This window comes from Pseudomonas sp. TH43 (assembly GCF_016650635.1).
Lineage (GTDB): Bacteria > Pseudomonadota > Gammaproteobacteria > Pseudomonadales > Pseudomonadaceae > Aquipseudomonas.
The window spans coordinates 944,598-964,368 of the sequence record NZ_JAEKFI010000001.1 but is presented as its reverse complement, the minus strand read 5'-3'; the positions used below and the strand labels follow the sequence as shown (position 1 = coordinate 964,368).

Sequence of the window (19,771 nt, the reverse complement as noted above, 5' to 3'; positions counted from 1 at the left end):
GGAAAGTTTCAGGGCAGAAGATGGATCAGTTGCGGTTGCAGAACATCAGCGCCCACGTCGAGCAGGGCGAGGGTGACGGGCAGTTTAAAACGACGGCGCCCAGCGCTGCCGGGGTTCAGGTAAAGCCGATCACCACGCCATTCGATCAAGGGCTTGTGGGAATGGCCGGTGATGATCAGTCGTGTGTGGCTGTCGAGGAGGGCGGGAACGTCGGCGATGTCGTGAACCAGCAGGGTTGGCCAGCCATTCAGGTTGAGAGTGAGGTGGTCGGGGATATCGGCGGCCCACGGCAGATCCAGGTCGTTATTGCCGCGAACGGCGCGGACCGGGGCGATTTGCGCCAATTGGCTGAGGATCTCGGGACTGCCGATGTCGCCGGCGTGGAGGATGAGCTCAACGCCCTGGATCGCGGTGAGCGCCTCGGGGCGGAGGAGTCCGTGGGTGTCGGAGATGATGGCGGTTTTCATCGGGGAGAGATTAGCAGGTTGGCCGGGAGGGCAGTGTTCAGCTCGCGGGCATCAACATTGATGAAGGATATCGTCGGTATACTTCTCGATCAGAAAACCCGGGATGCCGCCTCCCTTGTTGATCTTTGGAAGGAACTTGCAATGCCTGCAGGCAAACGTGAACTGGCGCGGTTGGAGCGCCTGCTGATCACCACGCTGACCGAAGCGTGTGAAACAGCAAAAGGTGAAATCAAAGGCTTCACCTGGCTTACCCACACGGGTGACCTGAATGCAGTGGCTCAAACCCTGAAAGTAATCTGGGTGTTTGAAACGCTGGCCGACAGACAACTCGCCCAAATTGAGGCGAAAGTGCGGATCTTTGAGCTGACGGCTATCGCGTTGAACGAGGCTGGTATCGAGTTGGAGCTTAACGATCGCAATGTCCGCTTCGACTCGGAGCAAGAGTGTCAGAACATTCAGGGCGGCGATTGGCAAACGCGCCTGGCTAAAGGGTATTGATGATGGCCAGAGAATTCGAAAATCCCTGCATCTCAGCGTGCCAAACCAGTCACTGAGCGCGACTGTACGCAATGAAGCTAGCGCGTTGGCTATGCGAAGGTGTTGTCCATCGTGTGTCGGTCGTGATCCAGCAGCCAGCTATGATGCTGACGATACAGCTGTGAAAGCAGATCTTTGTTGGGGCCGACCACGTCCATGCCTCTGTCGTCGTAGGGGAAAACCATGGCGTGCTTGTTTAAATTGAAGAGGAATACGGCGCACTTGGGCTTTGGCTCGATAACGCCAAAGTCCTTAGCCAAAGCACACCACAGCAATGCTTGAAGCAAAGTCGCAGGCGCTTCGAAGGCGACGTTGACCCAAAACTCCGGCACCTTTTCGCAAAACCATTCATCCCGGTCTCTCATCTCACTCCAGATTGAGCACCCCCTAGGTAGATTGATGCCGGCAGACCGAAGAGCGTGAATCTGGGGCCGATGAGCAAATCGATTGCTACCGGAATGAATGCGCAGGCAAGCAACAAGCTTCGCGTCATCAACGAAGATATCGCGGCAGATCTTTGTTGCTTTGCTCACTGCTGTCAGAAATTGCTCAATCATTCCACCCGTTTCAGAGAGTTCAAATCGCAGACCTCCCGGATGGGAATAGAACAGTGGGCGGGCAAATGCTTTCCCCGCGAAGATCCTCTCAATTTCAAGTTGTAGATTCACTGGTTCCCTTCTTGGCTGATATCCCGACGTTCATATAACGTTTCGCAAGGACTTCACGCCTGATTTGCAAAGCAATCCCGGCAAAGCCTTTGCCAGTGCCTCGCTGGGCGACGCTCTGGTTCTGATGAGCGGACACGTCTTCCCATGACTCACGGCAACAACGTGCTGATGATCACGATCCGTGTCGATTTGGAACGCGATGAACCGTTCCGCTTGATCGAGGAGCAAGCCGGATCCTCAGGCGTCGACCGCTATCAGGTGGCAAGCCTATCGAGTGGATCGCTCTCAAACAATAGTTCGCACAATCCCTCATGCTTGGCGTGAATAAATCGGGTGTCCAATCCTGGCCGAAAACACACCTTCACCAATGAGCAAATTCCTTTCAAGACACTGCAAAAGAATTTGAACCGCTCCCGGAGACGCTCACCTAATGATTAGCCCATGGATAATTCCACAGGCGATCTGCCAATACCGGCATGCTCCGAGAGGTGGTCAACGTGGCTAAAGACGATAAGAAAAGCAAAGGTGAAGCTTCCAAAGCCAGTAAGGAACTGAAAGACAAGAAGTCATCACCGACGAAGAAGGCTGCGGCGGCTTCGGCTCTTTCGAAATCCTCCGACAAGGATAAGAAAGACAAGAAGAAAGACGCCGAACCGAAGAAGTCTGCCAAGAAAGCTGATAGCAAGCCCGAAAAGGCCAAGAAATCCGAGAAATCAGAGAAGGCCGAAAAGCCGGCGAAGAAGAAAAAGTAGTCTCTGCTGCCTGCCAGGGCTTTGCGCCCTGGCTACTTCAGGTTGTGGTTTTGGCGCGGATGTCATTCAAACGATATATCGCGTTTGCTGAGCCACTTCCAACCCATGGCGAGCGCTCTGAAGAACGTCCGCCGGCCGTTAAAAATCAATTCGGCATCAGCACCGTATCGATGACATGCAATCACGCCGTTGGATTGCATGACGTCAGCGATAGTGATTGCAGCCTTGCCTCCGTTGGCGTCCTCCAGCCACAACTTGCCATCGTGCAACATGACGGTCAGCAATTCGCCCTGAACGGTTTTCAGCATCACTTTGCCGCTGTGCACTTTCGCGTCATCCATCAACTGCTTGGGCGGTGTGGGTGCCGGCGACAACGTGGTAGGTCAGGATCTTCGTCAGGTCTGCCCTGTGTTCCGGTTTTACCAGCGTATCGACAGTCCCGGCGGGCAGTTTGGCGAAGGCCTTATTGGTAGGGGCGAAGGGTAAATGGGCCTTTACTGTTGAGCATATCAACCAGTCCGGCAGCCTTGATTGCGGCAACGAGCGTCTTGTGATCCTTAGAGTTGACGGCGTTTTCGACGAGGGTTTCCGTCGGATAGATGGCGGCACTACCGACCATCACTGTATCGGCGGCGAAACGAGTCCAGCGCCAAGGCTCGGCACTGTGAGGCAGGTAAGGGCAATGCGTTTGATGAACGTGTCCATGATGCACCTCCTGAACTCTTCGACCCTTCGAGTGAGGGTGATGAATTTACGGAGCAGGTGCGGGGATGGATGCAGTGAAGCGGAAAAGTTTCTATAAGAGAGCTGTCTTGGGGGGGAGGCGTTTGCGAATGGCCGCTATCGGCCATAAGCGGGCGTGCGATACGCTCTATTTTTGATAGATTTGACCATAGGTAGCATCGCTAGGTGAGTTGACCCCTTGTAACCAAGGGGCCGTTTGAGTCAGCCCTTCTGACAGGGCGTTGCAATCCCGACTCTCGGAAACAAGAGCATTGTCTATCGAGCGTTGGGACCCGAGGTGATAGCCCTCAGGACTTTCCAGCTTCCGGTGCCGACACCGGCCCTGTTCGGCGAGCGGTTTGTGTAGACGTGATAACCAAGGGTCTTTCTTCCTGCGAAGTGATTACAGGTATCTAGGTATCCACCTTGAGAATTGTTGTATTCGTTCCGGAGGCTGACCGGGTCCCCGATATGGATCTGTGAGCCGACAGCACCGTATATGACGACCCAATCGAGAGTTTTTTGGCCGGTTTTTTCAACGCCGCGGTTCGCTTTTTCCGCAGTAGAGACATTGTAAAGCTCAGGTGCAGCGGCGTGATTGTTCGTGTCGAGGTAGCCGCCACCGTTTTTGTCGCTGTATCCCGGGCCGTCTCCGTACAGATTCAATAGCCTGATGGTATCCCCGGAGCGCACCCTGTCACCGTCTGGCTTACCCGTTGCGGATCCGATCAACCAGGTGTCGATGGGGCCTTCTTTTTCAGGTGATAGAACGGACACAACATTGTACTTGGCACCCACCTCTTTGGAACTGTCATACACAGAGAGATAGCCGCCGTTCCAATTGGCATAACCGTTGAGAAAGCGGACTTTGTCGCCATATTTGAGCACATCGGCTGTCGGCTCGGTGTTGATCGTTTTCTTCTCGACGCTGACGTTGAATGAGCCGCTGTTGTTCCCGTAATCGCCCGCCAGATCATTGATGAGAAAGGTGAGCTCTCCGTCGGTCGGTACTGTCCAGCGGAACACTCCGTTATTGATCGGGGTGAGATAGTCATCACCGATTTTCATCAGGAGCGCACCGACAAGTCCATCCGGATAGACCAACCCGGCAGGCTTGTACGAACCAACGAGACTCTCATCCCCTTGAGGACCGTAGGCCCTTCCTGAGCCACGTTCTACCCATCCCGAGCCGATAATCGTAATCACGTCTCCCTTCTTGACCTTGAAACCTGTCTTTGTGCCGCTCTCCAGCTTTGCATCGACTGTGCCGGACCAGATATCGGATTGAGACATTGTGAAGCCCCTTTTTCATAGTGATTTCCCTGGCGTTCGCCGGGAGAAAACAACGTTTCGCGTTGTGACCTGCGTACTCACTATAGAAAGCGGGGGAAGGCTTTCAAAAAATCAGGACGTATTTGTAATATTTAAAGTCCCTGAAAACTGGGGCGAAGCGAAGGAAATCGGTGATAGTGCACAAGCAGAGGAGAAAGGACTGTTTAGGCATAAATGGAAATTTCGAATGGCATTTGGAAATGCGGTCGCTTGCAGTTGGCATTCACTATCGGGAGAAAACGTAACCATGCTGAATGTCTGCTTCTGGCCGAAAACAGCCATTCACAAGCATTCAAAATCTAATCGTTCAGTGGCGACGGCCAAATCGCCACTGAACGGTATGGACCTACTCTGTAATTTCAACCCTGTCCAAAGCCCGATTCACCGCCAACTCCCCAAGCATCACAACCTGCGCAATACCCAGCAATGTCTTGCGAATCGGTCCATCCACCAACCCCGCGACATCCCCCAGCATAATGGAGGCCGAGGCCAGCGATTCGCAGGCGTTGACCAGCAATGACTCGGTATCTGTTTCCGGATTAACCAGAAACATCGTGCTCGCTTGATACGGCGCCGCCATGATCGTGTCAGCGGGATTGAGATAGTGATCGAGTGCGCGTTCAGCCGCGTCGTGCATTTTTCTGGAATCGAGTGATTCGTACGGAGAGGCCGGATCATTGTCCGGCGGGTTCGGCGTTATTTTGAACATGTTCTTCTTTTTCCTGTTATGTGGCCGCCGCGCCGAGCTACTAAACAGGGGGTGGCAGCGGTGCGCAGGTTAGTAGACCGGGGAAAAGAAGAAAGCCGGCGCGCCCGGGGGCGCCCTACGCACAGCCGCCGTCAAGTGCAGGTACGTGAATACCTTTTTGACAGACGCTTGTGCACTTTCATTTACCGCGGGCTACTAAACCCGATCACTGAAATTCAGTGACGCGAATCAAGTTACCGATGGCATGCCAGGCGCACAAGCCGGCGGATTCTGGCGTAGTCGTAGGCAACGGCGCAAGGCGTTGTAGCCTTTCGGACGTAACGTCAGGTGTCCTTAAACACAACGCAAAAAATGTTAAACAATGACGGTCGTCAGCGATGCGACCGCACCGACGCTGACGTGCAACTCAAGCGCAGCCGCCGCCAGACTGCCCAAGCGTGCGGCGCTCTCGAACACTTTGAAATTAGGGAGAGATGCCATTTCATCTAAGTAAGGACAGCGCATCGAACCGCGATTTTTGATCACCGGAACGCATTACGTAGTTGGGTGATCACTTCTTCGACCGACAGCCCCGGCGTCTCTGGAGGTGTCGGGTTTTCCCCAAACTCTCTCCAGATAAACAGCGTCAGCTCGGCACCGTCAGTCGCCGCGATGGCGTTTTCAGCGTAGGCAAAATTTGCCAGTTGCCGATAGCGCTCGTCCTTCCAGAACAAGTCTTCGACCCAGTGATAGACCGGCATGAAATGGAAGTGAATGGGCCAGCCCGGTTGATGACCAAAGCGGCCAATGTAGAGATGCCTGGGGCTCAAGAGCTGCTCCATGAGCTGCTGGGTCCTGGCGAGCAGGCCACCCATTTCAGCCAAGGCTTCAGTCGATAAGTCAGCCAATGAAGATGTTTCGAGCTTGGAACCCAGCATCAGATACCCGGGGAGGGCGCTCGCCTGATGGTGGTTGATAACCCAGTGGTCGGTTTCATGAACAATAAACTGCGGGGCAATTTCCATCTGCCGTTTGTCCTGATGAAGTGGATGCGGCAGAGTAGCAAAGCTTGTTTGGCAAAGCTGCGAATGACAGCGTGTGAGGTCAGCTATTGACGCTGCACAGCCATGGATAATGGAAGGCGCCGTATGAACCACGAAGCGCAGCTAAAGGCTCTGCTCGCTCAAGATCGGGTGCGGATGCAGGTTCTGCAGATGGTACGTGGCCTTGATTTGCCAGACTGCTGGGTCTCGGCAGGTTTTGTGCGAAGTCTGGTCTGGGATCACCTTCATCAGCGCAAGGTTTCAACGTTGCCCGAGGATATCGATGTCATCTGGTTCGACGCGGCGCGTGTTGGCAAGGACGCGGATTCAGCATTGGAAGGCGAGTTGTCGCGACTTTGCAGCGGAGTGAGCTGGTCGGTGAAGAATCAGGCACGCATGCATCAGCGCAACGCCGATGCGGCCTATCAATCGGCTACCGATGCGATGACCTATTGGCCGGAAACCGCCACGGCGGTTGGCGTCAGGCTGGGTCGTGACGACGAAATAGAAGTATCGGCACCGCTGGGGCTGGAGGATCTGTTCTCGTTGGTGGTACGGCCAACCGAGCGATTCAGCACTGAAAAATACGCGCTGTTCCTTGACCGGGTTCAATCCAAGAGATGGCGGAAAATCTGGCCGGAGTTGATCTTCTACACGCGTTGACCCGCAACGATTCAGTACCGATGTCTGCATTGGCGCAGGACGTTTTAGCCGTCATGGCGTTACGCGCTGTGTACTTCAAACACCAACCGAAAATCCTTAAACAATTACTTCAAGTCGCGTGTCGACACCCACCACCTCCGGGGGCATTTCGTTGATCAGCACAACGGCATCATCCCCACGGTTCAGATAGATCAAGTAGTCGCCGGTCTCGAACGCGATTTTGAAAGCGACCAGCCGGCTGTGCTGATTCGGCCACTTGTCGATAACGCCTTGAACCTGTGTGATGAGCTTGTCTGCCACTGCGAGGCTGGATAATTCGGCCAGCAAATTTTCCCGCCGCCACGAACACTCGCCATCTTCTTCAATGCGAAAAGATGCCGGCAATTGCAGCTCCGCTTGATCGGCACCGACGCTTTCGCCATCACTGAGCAGGTACATCGCAAGGGTTTGATCTTCGCCAAACTGCCACAGCAGTGAACCAACATCTTGCGAGTTCGGTTCACCGTTGAAGTAATACTGGTCGTGCATCAGCGCGCGAAGTGTCTGGCCGACCAGTAAACGCGCATGGCCTAAATCCACGGTCATCCTCTCGTGAGAGGCGATATAGCGGTTCATCACTTAGGACTACCTCTGGATGCGGTGTCAGCAGGCTGCGGAGTTTAGCCGGACAGCGCATTCCTCAGAGGAATGCAGCGCATAAAATTAATGAATTTTTATTATCGCTATCCACGGCGTAAGTTGCTCGCATAACAAGGAGCAACGCCATGCAATCGACCTCTGCAAAAAAATTCGACACCGCCCGCGCCAACGAATACGCCCAGCAAAGTCGCATCGCCCTGGCCGGTTATGACGCCTGTCACGATCTGGCCGCGTGCATGTTGGCCGCCAGCCTCGGCCAGTCTCGATCGGCCAAGGTGCTGGTGGTCGGCGCGGGCGGTACGGCGCAGGAGATCATTGCGATGGGCGCGCTGGAGCCGGGTTGGACGTTCACCGCAGTCGATCCTTCCGCGCCCATGTTGGAGGCCGCGACGCAGCAATTACAGGCTAACGATCTGTTACACAGAACTCAGGTGCATCTGGGACAGGTCGAGGATCTGCCAGAGGATGAATCCTTTGATGCAGCGACTTTGATCGGTGTGCTCCATCACCTGCCGGGCGATGCTGCCAAGCAACAAATCCTGCGTGCGGTTCAGGCTCGGCTTAAGCCGGGCGCGCCATTGATTGTGGCGGGCAATCATTACGCCTACGCCAGCCAACCATTGTTGCTTGAGGCCTGGGGGCAGCGCTGGCGGCAGCAGGGCGCGAGTGCGCAGGAGGTGCAAGCCAAGCTGGGGAAGATTCTGCAGGGCGCCGATCCTCCGCACTCCGAGGCGGCGGTTCAGCAGTTGCTGGATGACACCGGGTTTGGTCAGGCGACACGGTTTTTCAGTAGTCTTTTCTGGGGCGCCTGGCTGACGTGTAAGGCGGTCTGAGCGCGGCCCTACGAGGTTCTACGGCTGATCTATAGTCACTCAGTCGGCCAGCGGATTCGGCCATTGCGACTCGCCAGGAGTGCGCGACGTGATCACTCGATTGCAAGTTCTCAAGCTGATCCAGATCGGCCTCGCGTTGCCTGCCTACACCGTGCCCGCCAGCGCGACGATCGGCTTTATCCTCTGCTATGTACTCGGCTTGCTGACGGGGCTGCTGACTTCGCAAACGCTGGCGGGTGCCGAGTGGGGCTTGCTGCTGATGGTTGCGTCGCTGTATTCACAATGGGCGTGCTGGAGCATTTTTGCTGACGGGCTGGAAGACATTCCTGCGGTGCGTCATCTGCCATGGACAGTGTTCGGACTGATGCTGACGCTGTTGATGGGGATGATGGCCTGGGTGATATTTCGTACGGGTCTGTTCGGGTTTTTGTGCGGTTCGCAGGGGATCGTGGCCTGCGTTCTGTTAGTGATCAATCTGCTGCGCAGGAGGGCGGCGGACAACATGCATTTGCGCGTTTGAGGGGCGTGGGATTACAAGATCAAAAGATCGCAGCCTTCGGCAGCTTCTACAGGTATTCGCATTCCAAGTGTAGGAGCTGCGAAGGCTGCGATCTTTTGATCTTTAAACACGCTGTTCGACGACATACCGACTCGGTACTTCCCCCAGTGTTTGCTTGAACACCGTAGCAAACGCGCTCGAACTGCTATACCCCAACGCCATCGCAACCTGAGTGACTGACTGACCTTTGCCCAGCATCACCACCGCTGCGAGCAGACAAGCCTGTTGTCGCCATTCGATAAAGCTGATCCCGGTGTGCAGTCGAAAATGCCGGGTAAAGGTACGTCGGCTCATTCCCGCACGTTCGGCCATGTCATCGATACTCACTTCCAGCGAAGGCTGATTCAGAAACTCGCGACACACCAACGCCAGACGCGGCTCCGTCGGCAGCGGCGCATTGAGCGACAGCGCGGGCATCGCGGCGATTTCGTGCAACAACAAACTCATCAGATGACCGTCGCGCCCTTGAGTGGAATATCGCGCGGGCACGTCGATGGCTTTCAAAAGCAGATGCTGCAGCAACGGTGAAACTTCCAAGACCTGACATTGCGCCGACAGCCCAAGTTTTTTCGCCGCTTGTTTACGGATGTAGGTGTTGTGCAGGGTGACCGGCCCACGCATCTGCATGGAGTGAGGGAGTTGTGCAGGAACCCAGATACCGCGCTGGGGCGGAACGACCCAGTTGCCGTCATCGGTGAATACCGTGATGACGCCACTGGCGGCATAGGCGAACTGACCCCGCTGATGATCGTGCAGCGGGAACAACGTGCCGTCCGCGTAATCAACGGCGGTCACGACCGCATCGCGTGCTGTGTTCTGGTAAGGATGACCGGTCATTGTTCGCATGGCCCGATTCTAATGAAAAATGGCCTGTGACTGAAAGCGGGCCATCACGATTACTTGCATATTTGTCTCGATACGAGCACTTCCGCTCGGCGTCGGGAACGATTGATCATGCAAAAGAAACACCTTCTACTCGCGATCCTGGTCACCGCGGTGTGGGGACTGAATTTTCCCGTGACCAAGCTGGGCCTGGCGGACATCGATCCGTTGTTGCTGACCGCGTTGCGTTTCGCGCTGGCTGCGTTGCCCTGGGTGTTTTTCGTGGAGCGCCCACGGGTAGCGTTTCGATGGCTGGCTGCTTACGGGATGATATTTGGCGTTGCAATGTGGGCGTTGATCAATCAGGGCATCGCGTGGGGAGTGCCCCCTGGCACGGCGTCGCTTCTGATCCAGTGCAGCGCATTTTTTACCTTGGGCTGGGGCGTGATTTTTTTCGGCGAGCGCCTCGGGCGGCCACAATTGATCGGCGCGCTGTTGGCTGCCGCCGGGTTGCTGGGCATCGTATTGTGCAGCCCGGGTGATGCGTCGAGGGCAGGGCTGGCGTTGGTGATTGGCAGCGCAATGGCCTGGAGCGTCGGCAACGTCATCATCAAAGTGTCGAAGGTGCGCGAGATCTTCGCGTTCGTGGTGTGGGCCAGCCTGTTTCCGCCCATCCCGCTGATGTTGCTGACGTGGTCACTGCACGGCTCGGCGCCCTTCATTGCGCTGCCTGCGCAACTCAATGCGATGACCCTGTTTTCACTCGCGTTCCAGGTGTATGCCGCCACGCACTTCAGTTACTGGGGCTGGAACCTGCTGCTGCGCGAATACCCGATCTCCCGCGTAGCACCGCTGTCGCTGCTGATACCGGTGTTTGGCATCTTCAGTTCGATGGTTATCCTTGGCCAACATCCGAGCGCTGCGGATTGGGGATTGATCCTGTTGGTGCTGGTGGCGATCGTATTGGGTTCAGGGTATTTGCAAGGCATGTTGGCCCGTCGTCGAGCGCGAATCGCCTGATCATCATCGGCGGATCGATTTGTCAGGGGGAATATCGGATATCCTGCCGACCTCGAAACAGATGTGTATTCATGGAGGAAACGGTGCGAATTTTCATCACAGGTGCTTCGTGTGCGGGGGTGACCACGTTGGGTCAAAACCTCGCCCGTCTGCTCGACGTACGACACGTCGACGTCGACGATTTCTTCTGGATGCCCACCAATCCTCCGTTCACCACCAAACGGCCTGTCGGTGAGCGTGTGTCGATGATCCAGGAAAACCTCGGTGACAACGATTGGCTGCTGACCGGTTCTTGTATGGGCTGGGGAGAGGCGCTAATCACTGCGGTTGATCTGATTGTGTTCGTGGTGACACCCACGCCCGTACGCCTTGAACGCCTGGCTGCCCGCGAAAAGGCGCGCTTCGGTGATCGGATTGCACCCGGCGGTGACATGCATGAGATCCATGTGGCCTTCCGCGAATGGGCTTCGCAGTATGACGATCCAGACTTTTCAGGCCGCAACCGAGCGTGGCATGAGGCGTGGATTGCGCAGCAACGGGCTGCGGTATTGCGGATTGACGGGGAGGGCGCTGCTGAAAAGATTGCTGCGGATGTCATTCATGCGTTGGCGCAGATAACACGATAACTGGAGCCGTGACGGATGTAGGGCGAGGCGGTCTTACGCCTACTGGCAAAAAATGTCAGTAGGCTCGGGCTAGCCACGTTTGAAACGCTTGAATACGCGAATTGCAACGAACCCTGCCCATTGGCCGCAATCAACCAGCAGACGCTTCATAAAACGGACGCACTGGCCAGCGCGGTAGCGCACAGCCCGTAGGATAAGACGTCTGCCAACTGCGGGGCGCGCTTCAATCAGGCATAGCTTGGTGGTGGATAGGGCCACTTTTGCGCCGATCGCTAAAGCAACAGCCAGGAAATACAGCCAACGATGATTCTTGGCTTTTTCATGTTGGCTTACCAACGCCGACAACTGCTTCAAGTATGGTTTGGCGGCGGCAAGCCGGGGGATGATGCACTCGCTGGCCAAGGCGACTGTGTGGCTGCCGATACCCTCGTCCACAATACCCGGCGGACCATCAGGTCTGGCCGAGCAATAGTGGTAAGGCACGTACTCACACGTGCTAGACAGCGGCGATGACCGTGAGATATCACTGGAAAAGTACTTCACAGGACACAATCGTTGATTGTATTCGGCGATCTCTTTGCGAATGGCGTAAACATCATCATCGCTCACGGTTCGGCGATTCGCGGCGTAAAAACCTCTGGAGTCATCTGGCGCGAATTCAATGAAGTAGCCGGCTTCGCCTTCCTTGATGTGAGTGAAAGTCCACTGCGAATCGCGGCTCCACTGGCACGACCTCAGGTCATCCAGGCCATTGGTCTTACAGTAATCGTCGTAGCGCCTGATTTGGCTCAACAAGTAACCGCTGGCGTCTTGGACGTTCACCGTTGCCCCCTTCAGCAATGCGGTGTCTTCGTTGGCGCCGTTGTCCGCCACGAAAAATACCGCTGCAACCAAAGCCAGAGGAAACCAGAAGTGATCGTAGATCTGGCGGAAGCGTTCAGTGAGGTTGAGGTTGTCGTACAGGAGAACCATGACGCCCCATCCAGTGATAGCGCACAGCATCAAAAGGGGAATTAGCCCGACCTCGCTGCCCAGCTTACCCACTCCATTGATTGCGTAACGAGTGGGCAGGTAATTGATGATTGGGAATAGGCCAAGGCAGTTCAATACACCCGGCAGGATCAGGAGTGCGAAGAAGCAGAACAGGCCACGTTTCTTGCCCACCGTATAGGCCGCTGCCGACAGTAAGGGAATCAGCAGCAGTGCCAGCATCACCAGAAAGCCCAGCGTGATCACCATGGCTTGATCGGGCGACCAGTAGCTTGCTATGACCTTTCCCGCTTCATCACGCTCGGTGAAGCTCGATGACACAGCGCCCAAGCCTTCCAGATTTTGGTGCAGATTGTAGGCGGCGCCATGGAGGAATTTTGAATAAGGGTGGAAGAAACTCGCGACGGAAAATGACATTAATCTGAATCCTTGATTTCCTGGGTCATTCCTTGGTTAAAAACGCTCTGAATGTGAAACACCGATCCTGCTGAAATGTGTCGATCAGCGACACCAGCCACGTTATCGACGGACCACCAAGTGCACAAGCCAGCGGATTCTGGCGGAGTTGTAGGCAAAGTCGCAAGGTGTTGTGGCTTATATGGCATGGGACGACGTGATGTTTAAACACCAGTCCAGAAACGGTTAAACATCGGGCGAATGCTTCAGCGAAGTTGCTCATCGAGAGCCAATGCTGCAAGCCTTGCCGCAACATTTGCAGGCCGTGGCTAACCTGTAGAACGGTTTGAATGGAAGCTGTTGGTGTTATCCTTCCGCCGCTGCGCGTGACAAGGATCCGACTCGTCGGCGCGGAGTTTTTTTGTCCTGCAGTTCGGCAAAGTTTCAGGACGGGATTTTCAAGGAAGAGCAAGGATGATTCATGAGCGAAAAGGCAAGCGCCCCCAACCCTGAGATACCCAAACGCACCCCGGATAATTGCGGCCGCGACGGCTCTGCCGGCAGGCGCATCAAAGTCGTCATGACGCGCTCCATGAGATCGTTGGGTCGTGTGCTGTGGGGAACTTTTACCTACCTGGTTGGAGTTTTGATTAAACTCGTGCTGGGTGTCGCGGCGATTGTGACTGTCCTCTTGGTTGTTCTCTACGCAACTGCTGATTCGACAAGCTCCGATATGGTGCCTCGGCTAAATGCGTTGGTTGCCACTGCCAATGATTATAAGGTTGTTTATTTCCAGGATCAGGACTGGTGTGAAGCGTTGCTTGTCGATACGGGTAACTATGCCAGCTCGCCTGCCTCGACCTGCGGTGATGGCGACAATGCCAAACCCTTCGATGGTCGCGGAAACGAGATTTTTGCCAAGGTCAGAGCGGCTGCAAAAAAGGCTGGAATAACCCCAATCAGAATCAGTGTCCTATCTGAGAAAGGCACTGTTTCGTTCGCGCAAATCCATCTTTCGTGCTTCTACTGTTATGCCTCGTATATCTATTCGCCGCTGGCTGCATACCAGCCCGATAAGGCGGAAAAAGCCAGTGTCACGGATATGAGTGGGGGTTGGTACTATGTAGATGCAGGTATTTGATCGTTGCACGGCAAAGAGGGTGATGAGCTATAAAGGCTGTTGAGTCGCCGCGTTAGTTGTTCTGAAAATAGAGAGTAAAGAGTATGAAGCTTGCAACTGGAGTCAGGAGTTTTTTGTTATGGGTTTTTATCCTTCTGTTCATCGTTGTCACTGACACCTTGATATACCTTTCGACGCTGCTGGATTTTAAGGATGCCCCGCAACTTATATTTGTCTTCAGTTTTTATCTCCTTGCCTATCTGGCGGCTTTGATTCTGATGGTGGCAGCATGGCAGTTTTTACATAAACTTCTTGCGGCTAAACCGTTGCCCGCTCAGAAAATAAAGCTTACTTATGTTTTGACCTTTGAAGAGCATGAAAAAATCAAAGCGTTTTTGAGCGAAATCAGAAACTGAAAGCACGGCATCGGTGAGGGGCTGCTTTGCTCTTTTTCCGCTACTCAGGTCGGGTAGATATCCACTCAGACGACCGATTCCCGTGTTCTGGCGCCGCCCACTGCGCCTGCGTAACGCCATAACACCTGCACAAAGCAGCCACCCCGGACAGGTTCAACTCGGCGTCATACAAGTGCACCGCGCCTATCTTCAACGCCGCTTTTTGCGAACGAATGTTCGTGGGCGCGATGTGCAGGTAAACGGTGTCGTAGGCGCTGAAGGAATGTTCCAGCATCAGCCGTTTCAGTTCGCGGTTGGCTTCACCCCCCCATTTTTCCCGAACCAGAAAGGTGTATCCGATGGCGATGCTGTCGGGCAGATCCGGCGGCGTGTAGTAACTCGACATCCCCACAATCTGCTCAGTGTCGACATCGAAGATTGTAAGTGCCTGGCGCGTGGCCAATCGCGCGGCGAAATAGCTTTCGAACACCGGTCGTTGATAGCGATCCCTGGCTGGATGGTCAATCCAGATCTCTGGATCGCTGGCCGCTGAAAACATGCCCTCGACATCACTCGCGGTCAGCGGCCTGATTCTTAACGTGGGGCCGCACAAAACGGGTTGGCAATCAAAGTCACGCACGATGTGGATCTTCCTTTGCAAATGAGCGGAGAGACTGAATCCAGTCTAGGGCCGCAGATGTTTAAGAAAAGGTCCAATGCGCGTGTAATCGACGGAGCCAAATCGCAGAAGTGTGGGGTTCCACTGTCATTCGCCGGTCGAGGCCGGTTCCGGTTGCAGATTCACCTGATCATTCTCACCCAGCGAGCTGTATCGGTCGCGAAGCTTTCGAAGGTCTCGGGAGCCCATTTTATCCAGGCACAACGTCGCATTCTGCGCATCGGTGGTGGCGCGTATCAACTCGTCGATCTTCAGGTGCAGGATGTCGTTGTCGCGGTTTTGCGTGTTCTGGATCAGGAACACCATCAGGAAGGTAATGATGGTCGTCGAGGTATTGATGATGAGTTGCCAGGTATCGTTGTAGTGGAAATAGGGGCCGGTAGAACCCCAAATCCCGATCAAGGCGATGGCCAGGAGAAAAGTTTTCGAGCTGCCGGCCCAGTTGGAAAGCGCTTGGCAGAAACGTGCAAAATTCATGGTTGCTGACTCTTGATGTGGGTATTGAATAGACCACACTGAGTCTCTGAAATTCTTTTTTACATTTTTCGTGGACGGCTCAATGGCAAAAATCATCAGCGCCCAGGACTTGCAGATCGACCTCGACGGTGCGAACGAAGCGGGCCTGTTCAAATGGCTGGTCGCCAGCTTCCTGATGGGCAAAAGAATTCAGGGTGAGATCGCCGCCAGGGCGTATCAGGTGATCGTCGAACAGCATCAGCAAGATACCCCGCAAAAACTCGCGCGCTGCACGCATCGGCAACTGGTCGCCATGCTCGGTCAGGCTCACTACGTGCGTTACGACGAGTCAACGGCATCGCGCTTGCTGGCGCTAGCCAACAAGCTCAACGATGAATACGCCGCCAAGGTAACGAACATCGTGGCGGCCAGCGCCGATCGTCAGGCGTTCGAAAAGCGCTTGTCCGAGTTCGACGGGATTGGCCCCAAGACTGTCGAGATTTTCATGAGAGAAGCTGCAGATGTGCTGTTTTGAAAGCCGGTAGCTCGATCGCTGCACGCAGCACTGAGGATCTGCCGGCGGCGACAGCCTCTCGACGCCGGTGATGAAACGAGTGGTGCAGGATCGTCCGTTGCCGTTGTGATGCGCCGCGTTTCGGGTCAGCGCCGGTAGCGATTACCCGGTCGTTCCAGGCCCAAATGATCGCGCAATGTGCTGCCGCTGTATTCGTGACGGAACAGCCCACGCTGTTGCAGCAACGGCACCACGCCGTCGACGAAGTCATCCAGCCCTTCAGGCAGAAACGGCGGCATGATGTTGAAACCGTCGGCGGCGTGTTCGACGAACCATTGTTCGAGGGTGTCGGCAACGGTTTTCGCGGTGCCGATTACTGTGTGGTGGCCGCGGGCGCCGGCGACTTTCAGGTACAGCTGGCGAATGCTCAGGTTCTCCCGTCGTGCCAGATCAATGAACAGGGCCTGACGGCTCTGCATCGAATTGCTCGGTGGCAGCTCCGGCAACGGGCCATCCAGATCATATTCGGACAGGTCGAAACCTCCGGCCATGCCCGCGAGCATCGCCAGGCCGACCCGTGGCTCGACCAAGTCCTGCAACTGTTGGTATTTGTCCTCCGCTTCACTCTGCGTGCGGCCGATTACCGGCGAAATCCCCGGCATGACTTTCAACTGATCAGGGCGGCGCCCGTAACCGGCGAGGCGACCTTTGACGTCGGCATAAAAGGCCTGGGCATTGCTGAGTGTTTGTTGCGCGGTGAACACCACTTCGGCGGTGCGCGCGGCGAGTGTCTTGCCGGGTTCCGAGGAGCCCGCCTGAATCAGCACCGGGTAACCCTGCGGCGTACGCGGAATGTTCAGTGGCCCGCGTACTCGGTAGTTTTCGCCGTGGTGATTGAGCACATGCAGTTTGTCCGGCTGGAAGAACACGCCGCTGGTTTTGTCGCGCACGAAGGCATCGTCTTCAAAACTGTCCCACAGACCGGTCACGACATCGATGAACTCTTCGGCGCGCTGATAACGGTCGCCGTGCTCGAAATGTTTGTCCCGACCGAAGTTCAGCGCTTCCAGGTCGGTTGCCGAGGTCACCAGATTCCAGCCACTGCGCCCGCCGCTCAAATGGTCGAGGGAGGCGAACTTGCGCGCCAGCGAATAAGGTTCGTTGTAGCTGGTGGATACGGTCGAAACGAGGCCGATGCGCTCGGTCACCGCCGCCAGCCCCGAAAGCAGCACCAGTGGATCGAAGACATCGCCGGCGGTGGTGAACTGGCCCAGCTCCGGAGAGCCCATCAGGGCCAGATTGTCGGCAAAAAAGATTGCATCGAACTTGCCGCGCTCGGCGGTCGTGGCGAGCTTTTTGAAGTGTTGAAAATCCAGTCCGCCGCCGGCCCATGCGCGCGGGTGGCGCCAGGCGGCGAGGTGATGGCCGCTGCTCATGAGAAACGCGCCCAGGCTCATTTGTGCTGTTTTCATAGTGTCCTCAGAAGTCATAACGCAGGGTCACGCCGGCGGTGCGCGGCTGGCCCGGCGAGGCGGTGTAAAGGCCGTTGGAGCCACTGCCAACAGCCAGGTAATACTCTCGATCGAAAGCGTTTTTGACCCACAACGAGGCGTCCAGCAAACCGTCGCCGTAGTCCACGCGTGCACCCAGCGAGAAGTTGGCGAGGCCGTAACCGTCGATCTTCGCCAGGTCAGAGTTGTCGAGCGTGCCTTCGCTGGCCGAGCGATAGGCGTAACTGCCGGTGGCGTAGGGTTCGATGCGGTCGATGCGTGGCCATTTGTATTCGCCGTTGACGTTACCGATCCAGCGCGAGGCGCCGGCCACGCGCTGGCCGCTCAGGTCACAATTGGTTTGTCCCGGATTTTCTGCGGGGCAGGGCGCGTCTTTGAATGACAGGTAGGTCACGTCGTTGAACGAGCCGTTGACGTTCAACGTCAGGCCGCGGACCGGTACGGTGGTCGCTTCGAACTCGACGCCGCGCGAGCGCACGGTGCCGGCGTTGGTCAGCAACTGGTAACCGGTCAATGAGCCGGGCGGCTGGTAGTAAGTGGTGGCTTGATAGCCGTTCACGCCGGTCCAGAACACGTTGGCATTGAGTTGCAAGCGCTGGTCGAACAGCTGACTTTTTATGCCCAGCTCTGCATCGTTCGCCCGCTCCGGGCCGACCAATAACGACTCGGCGCCAGCGCTTGGCGCCGAGCCGACCGCAAGGTTGACGCCGCCGGATTTTTCGCCGTGCGACAGCGACGTGTAACCCAGCACGTCATCGCTGAAGTGATAACTCAAACTGGCCAGAAACGACGGCGCCGCGTTATACAGGTGCAAATCGCCGGTGTCATAAGCGCCGACCTGGCCTGCACGTATGGCGTTGCCGTCGACCACGCCCGGTATCACTACCGGCGCGCCACCACCCACAGGAGCAAAGCGCTTCACGTTGGCTTCTTTCTCTTCATAGGTGCCACGTATGCCGGCGCTGAAATCCAGGCGCTGTGTCAGGTGCCAGGTGCCTTGGGCAAACAGCGCGAAGCTCTCGGTGTCGATCTTGCCGTTGACCTTGCTGTTGACGTTGTTGAGTGCATTGAGATTGGCGCCAATCAGGTTGAGGTCCGCCAGCGGCCCGAGATTGGTGAAGATGCGATTACCGAGGTCTTGCTTGAACGCATAGGCGCCGACCACGTAGTCGAAGAATTTGCCTTTGGGTGAGGCCAGACGCACCTCCTGGGAGAACTGACGGTCGTGGACTTCGTAGCCGAAGTCATTGATCACCGGGACTTCCAATTGGTCAGCGTCGTTGGCCGGGTTGAAGTGCCAACTGCGGTAAGCGCTGATCGAGGTCAGCGTATAGCCGCCGGCGAGGTTCCAGTTGGCTTCGACGGAACTGGCGTTCTGGTGCACGCTGACGTTTTGCCGGCCATCGATGTTGCTTTCGCCTACCTGTGGATTGGCTCCGACCAGTGCCGCGCGGCGCCAGAACAACGGCCCGGCGCCATAAATCACGCTGCTGCCGCTGCTGGAATTTTCCGTGTTGTATTCGTTGATCCAGCGCAGGCTGAAATCATCGTTGGGTTTGAACAGCAATTGTCCGCGCAGGCCTTCGCGCTCGCCGCCCAGCAGCGTGCGGTCGTCATGGCGATTGTTCAGGTAGCCGTCATCGCGGGTGCGATAGAACGACAGGCGAGCGGCGAGGGTATCGGTCAACGGCCCGGACACCGTGCCTTTGCCCTGAAAGTAGCCATCCTGACCGCCCGACACTTCGAGGCTGCGCTCGGGCGTGAACGTCGGGCCACGGGTGGTGATGTTGAGCACGCCGGCCGTGGTGTTCTTGCCGAACAAGGTGCCTTGCGGCCCGCGCAACAGCTCCAGTTGCTCGACATCAAGCATGTCGAAAGCGGCCATGCCGGGGCGGCCGAGATAGACGTTATCCAGATAAATCCCGGCACTGCCTTCCAAGCCATCACTGGCCGGGTTGTTGCCGATCCCGCGTACCGCAAAACTGGAAACGCGGGCGTGTACATAGGCGACGTTGACGCTGGGCAAGGCCTGTTGCAGATCCTGAATCTTGTAGATGCGCTGGCTTTCCAGGTTGGCGCCGCTGAGGGTGGTGATCGGCGTCGGCACGTCCTGCGACTGTTCCTCGCGACGGCGCGCGGTCACGGTGACCTGTTCGAGCCGGGGCGCCGAGTTGTCGGCCTGAGCTGACGTCGTTGCAGACGATTCACTTTCATCAGCGGCGAAGCTCTGGGTCGAGCAGAGGACACCGGGCAGCGCCAGCCATAAGGAAAAGCTCAAGGGCTTGAGGCGATGGGCCGTGGTGGCCGAGTAACGTAAAAGCATGGACGCAGAGCTCCT

At 56.2% G+C, this 19,771-nt stretch carries 27 protein-coding genes; 11 read left to right on the top strand and 16 right to left on the bottom strand.

What is annotated here, in order from left to right:
- Window positions 1–8: 8 nt before the first annotated feature.
- Window positions 9–467: a metallophosphoesterase family protein gene (locus JFT81_RS04310; protein WP_201226252.1), complete on the bottom strand. Its 459-nt coding sequence runs from the start codon at window positions 465–467 to the stop codon at window positions 9–11.
- 141 nt (window positions 468–608) lie between these two features.
- Between JFT81_RS04310 and JFT81_RS04305 the strand changes: the two genes are divergently transcribed.
- Window positions 609–965 carry a hypothetical protein gene (locus JFT81_RS04305; RefSeq protein WP_201226668.1) on the top strand — a complete coding sequence of 119 codons (357 nt, stop codon included), beginning with the start codon at window positions 609–611 and terminating at the stop codon, window positions 963–965.
- An 89-nt stretch (window positions 966–1,054) separates the two neighbouring features.
- On the opposite strand, the gene JFT81_RS04300 is transcribed toward JFT81_RS04305, so the two are convergent.
- Complete coding sequence (locus JFT81_RS04300; protein ID WP_201226251.1) at window positions 1,055–1,672, bottom strand: DUF3885 domain-containing protein; 618 nt, start codon at window positions 1,670–1,672, stop codon at window positions 1,055–1,057.
- Between the two features lie 144 nt (window positions 1,673–1,816).
- Between JFT81_RS04300 and JFT81_RS04295 the strand changes: the two genes are divergently transcribed.
- Both JFT81_RS04295 and JFT81_RS04290 read left to right on the top strand, forming a co-directional pair.
- Window positions 1,817–1,996, top strand: a complete 180-nt coding sequence (locus JFT81_RS04295) for a hypothetical protein (RefSeq protein WP_201226250.1) — start codon at window positions 1,817–1,819, stop codon at window positions 1,994–1,996.
- A gap of 164 nt (window positions 1,997–2,160) precedes the next feature.
- Window positions 2,161–2,424 carry a hypothetical protein gene (locus tag JFT81_RS04290; protein WP_178117018.1) on the top strand — a complete coding sequence of 88 codons (264 nt, stop codon included), beginning with the start codon at window positions 2,161–2,163 and terminating at the stop codon, window positions 2,422–2,424.
- Between the two features lie 62 nt (window positions 2,425–2,486).
- Here JFT81_RS04290 and JFT81_RS29405 read toward each other — a convergent pair whose 3' ends face one another.
- The 7 genes from JFT81_RS29405 to JFT81_RS04270 all read right to left on the bottom strand — a co-directional run bounded on the left by JFT81_RS29405 (window position 2,487) and on the right by JFT81_RS04270 (window position 6,192).
- Window positions 2,487–2,750: a fasciclin domain-containing protein gene (locus tag JFT81_RS29405; protein WP_242485555.1), complete on the bottom strand. Its 264-nt coding sequence runs from the start codon at window positions 2,748–2,750 to the stop codon at window positions 2,487–2,489.
- A 7-nt stretch (window positions 2,751–2,757) separates the two neighbouring features.
- Window positions 2,758–2,937 (bottom strand): fasciclin domain-containing protein, encoded by a 180-nt coding sequence (locus tag JFT81_RS29400; protein WP_277952762.1) that lies wholly within the window; start codon window positions 2,935–2,937, stop codon window positions 2,758–2,760.
- Entirely contained in the window at window positions 2,888–3,136 is a 249-nt protein-coding gene (locus tag JFT81_RS29395) for a hypothetical protein (protein ID WP_242485580.1), read from the bottom strand. Before JFT81_RS29395 ends, JFT81_RS29400 begins: the two co-directional genes overlap by 50 nt.
- A 287-nt stretch (window positions 3,137–3,423) precedes the next feature.
- A complete protein-coding gene (locus JFT81_RS04280) occupies window positions 3,424–4,440 on the bottom strand; it encodes a LecA/PA-IL family lectin (protein ID WP_201204371.1) in 1,017 nt (338 codons plus the stop codon).
- Window positions 4,441–4,825: 385 nt separating this feature from the next.
- Entirely contained in the window at window positions 4,826–5,188 is a 363-nt protein-coding gene (locus JFT81_RS04275) for a DUF6124 family protein (RefSeq protein ID WP_201226249.1), read from the bottom strand.
- Window positions 5,189–5,542: 354 nt separating this feature from the next.
- Window positions 5,543–5,668 carry a hypothetical protein gene (locus JFT81_RS29515; protein WP_277952756.1) on the bottom strand — a complete coding sequence of 42 codons (126 nt, stop codon included), beginning with the start codon at window positions 5,666–5,668 and terminating at the stop codon, window positions 5,543–5,545.
- 41 nt (window positions 5,669–5,709) lie between these two features.
- A complete protein-coding gene (locus JFT81_RS04270) occupies window positions 5,710–6,192 on the bottom strand; it encodes an HIT family protein (RefSeq protein ID WP_201226248.1) in 483 nt (160 codons plus the stop codon).
- A gap of 123 nt (window positions 6,193–6,315) precedes the next feature.
- Here JFT81_RS04270 and JFT81_RS04265 point away from each other — a divergent pair, with 123 nt between their 5' ends.
- Window positions 6,316–6,873 (top strand): nucleotidyltransferase family protein, encoded by a 558-nt coding sequence (locus JFT81_RS04265; RefSeq protein ID WP_201226247.1) that lies wholly within the window; start codon window positions 6,316–6,318, stop codon window positions 6,871–6,873.
- A 96-nt stretch (window positions 6,874–6,969) separates the two neighbouring features.
- Here the strand turns inward: JFT81_RS04265 and JFT81_RS04260 are convergent, their stop codons facing one another.
- Window positions 6,970–7,488 (bottom strand): hypothetical protein, encoded by a 519-nt coding sequence (locus JFT81_RS04260; protein WP_242485554.1) that lies wholly within the window; start codon window positions 7,486–7,488, stop codon window positions 6,970–6,972.
- Window positions 7,489–7,637: 149 nt separating this feature from the next.
- Between JFT81_RS04260 and JFT81_RS04255 the strand changes: the two genes are divergently transcribed.
- On the top strand, window positions 7,638–8,345 hold the full coding sequence (locus tag JFT81_RS04255) for a class I SAM-dependent methyltransferase (protein ID WP_201226245.1): 708 nt from the start codon (window positions 7,638–7,640) through the stop codon (window positions 8,343–8,345).
- A gap of 88 nt (window positions 8,346–8,433) precedes the next feature.
- Window positions 8,434–8,865, top strand: coding sequence for a hypothetical protein (locus JFT81_RS04250; RefSeq protein ID WP_201226244.1), 432 nt, complete (start codon window positions 8,434–8,436; stop codon window positions 8,863–8,865).
- 102 nt (window positions 8,866–8,967) lie between these two features.
- Here JFT81_RS04250 and JFT81_RS04245 read toward each other — a convergent pair whose 3' ends face one another.
- Window positions 8,968–9,750 carry a helix-turn-helix transcriptional regulator gene (locus JFT81_RS04245; RefSeq protein WP_201226243.1) on the bottom strand — a complete coding sequence of 261 codons (783 nt, stop codon included), beginning with the start codon at window positions 9,748–9,750 and terminating at the stop codon, window positions 8,968–8,970.
- A gap of 108 nt (window positions 9,751–9,858) precedes the next feature.
- Here JFT81_RS04245 and JFT81_RS04240 point away from each other — a divergent pair, with 108 nt between their 5' ends.
- Window positions 9,859–10,746 (top strand): EamA family transporter, encoded by an 888-nt coding sequence (locus JFT81_RS04240; protein ID WP_201226242.1) that lies wholly within the window; start codon window positions 9,859–9,861, stop codon window positions 10,744–10,746.
- Between the two features lie 83 nt (window positions 10,747–10,829).
- Window positions 10,830–11,372 carry an adenylate kinase gene (locus tag JFT81_RS04235; protein ID WP_201204362.1) on the top strand — a complete coding sequence of 181 codons (543 nt, stop codon included), beginning with the start codon at window positions 10,830–10,832 and terminating at the stop codon, window positions 11,370–11,372.
- Between the two features lie 69 nt (window positions 11,373–11,441).
- Here the strand turns inward: JFT81_RS04235 and JFT81_RS04230 are convergent, their stop codons facing one another.
- Window positions 11,442–12,779 carry a hypothetical protein gene (locus tag JFT81_RS04230; protein WP_201226241.1) on the bottom strand — a complete coding sequence of 446 codons (1,338 nt, stop codon included), beginning with the start codon at window positions 12,777–12,779 and terminating at the stop codon, window positions 11,442–11,444.
- 460 nt (window positions 12,780–13,239) lie between these two features.
- Here JFT81_RS04230 and JFT81_RS04225 point away from each other — a divergent pair, with 460 nt between their 5' ends.
- Together JFT81_RS04225 and JFT81_RS04220 are read left to right on the top strand one after the other, a co-directional pair.
- The gene (locus tag JFT81_RS04225) at window positions 13,240–13,899 is read left to right on the top strand and encodes a hypothetical protein (RefSeq protein ID WP_201226240.1); all 660 of its coding nucleotides are present in this window, start codon (window positions 13,240–13,242) and stop codon (window positions 13,897–13,899) included.
- An 83-nt stretch (window positions 13,900–13,982) separates the two neighbouring features.
- Entirely contained in the window at window positions 13,983–14,294 is a 312-nt protein-coding gene (locus JFT81_RS04220) for a hypothetical protein (protein ID WP_201204359.1), read from the top strand.
- Window positions 14,295–14,334: 40 nt separating this feature from the next.
- Here JFT81_RS04220 and JFT81_RS04215 read toward each other — a convergent pair whose 3' ends face one another.
- Window positions 14,335–14,913: a GNAT family N-acetyltransferase gene (locus JFT81_RS04215; protein WP_347340476.1), complete on the bottom strand. Its 579-nt coding sequence runs from the start codon at window positions 14,911–14,913 to the stop codon at window positions 14,335–14,337.
- A gap of 126 nt (window positions 14,914–15,039) precedes the next feature.
- Window positions 15,040–15,429 carry a low affinity iron permease family protein gene (locus JFT81_RS04210; RefSeq protein WP_201204357.1) on the bottom strand — a complete coding sequence of 130 codons (390 nt, stop codon included), beginning with the start codon at window positions 15,427–15,429 and terminating at the stop codon, window positions 15,040–15,042.
- A gap of 82 nt (window positions 15,430–15,511) precedes the next feature.
- On the opposite strand from JFT81_RS04210, the gene JFT81_RS04205 reads away from it, so the two are divergent.
- Window positions 15,512–15,943, top strand: a complete 432-nt coding sequence (locus JFT81_RS04205; RefSeq protein WP_201226239.1) for a DNA methylase — start codon at window positions 15,512–15,514, stop codon at window positions 15,941–15,943.
- A gap of 125 nt (window positions 15,944–16,068) precedes the next feature.
- Here JFT81_RS04205 and JFT81_RS04200 read toward each other — a convergent pair whose 3' ends face one another.
- Both JFT81_RS04200 and JFT81_RS04195 read right to left on the bottom strand, forming a co-directional pair.
- Window positions 16,069–17,394, bottom strand: a complete 1,326-nt coding sequence (locus JFT81_RS04200; protein ID WP_201226238.1) for an LLM class flavin-dependent oxidoreductase — start codon at window positions 17,392–17,394, stop codon at window positions 16,069–16,071.
- Between the two features lie 7 nt (window positions 17,395–17,401).
- Window positions 17,402–19,756 (bottom strand): TonB-dependent receptor, encoded by a 2,355-nt coding sequence (locus tag JFT81_RS04195; RefSeq protein WP_201226237.1) that lies wholly within the window; start codon window positions 19,754–19,756, stop codon window positions 17,402–17,404.
- Window positions 19,757–19,771 lie beyond the last annotated feature (15 nt).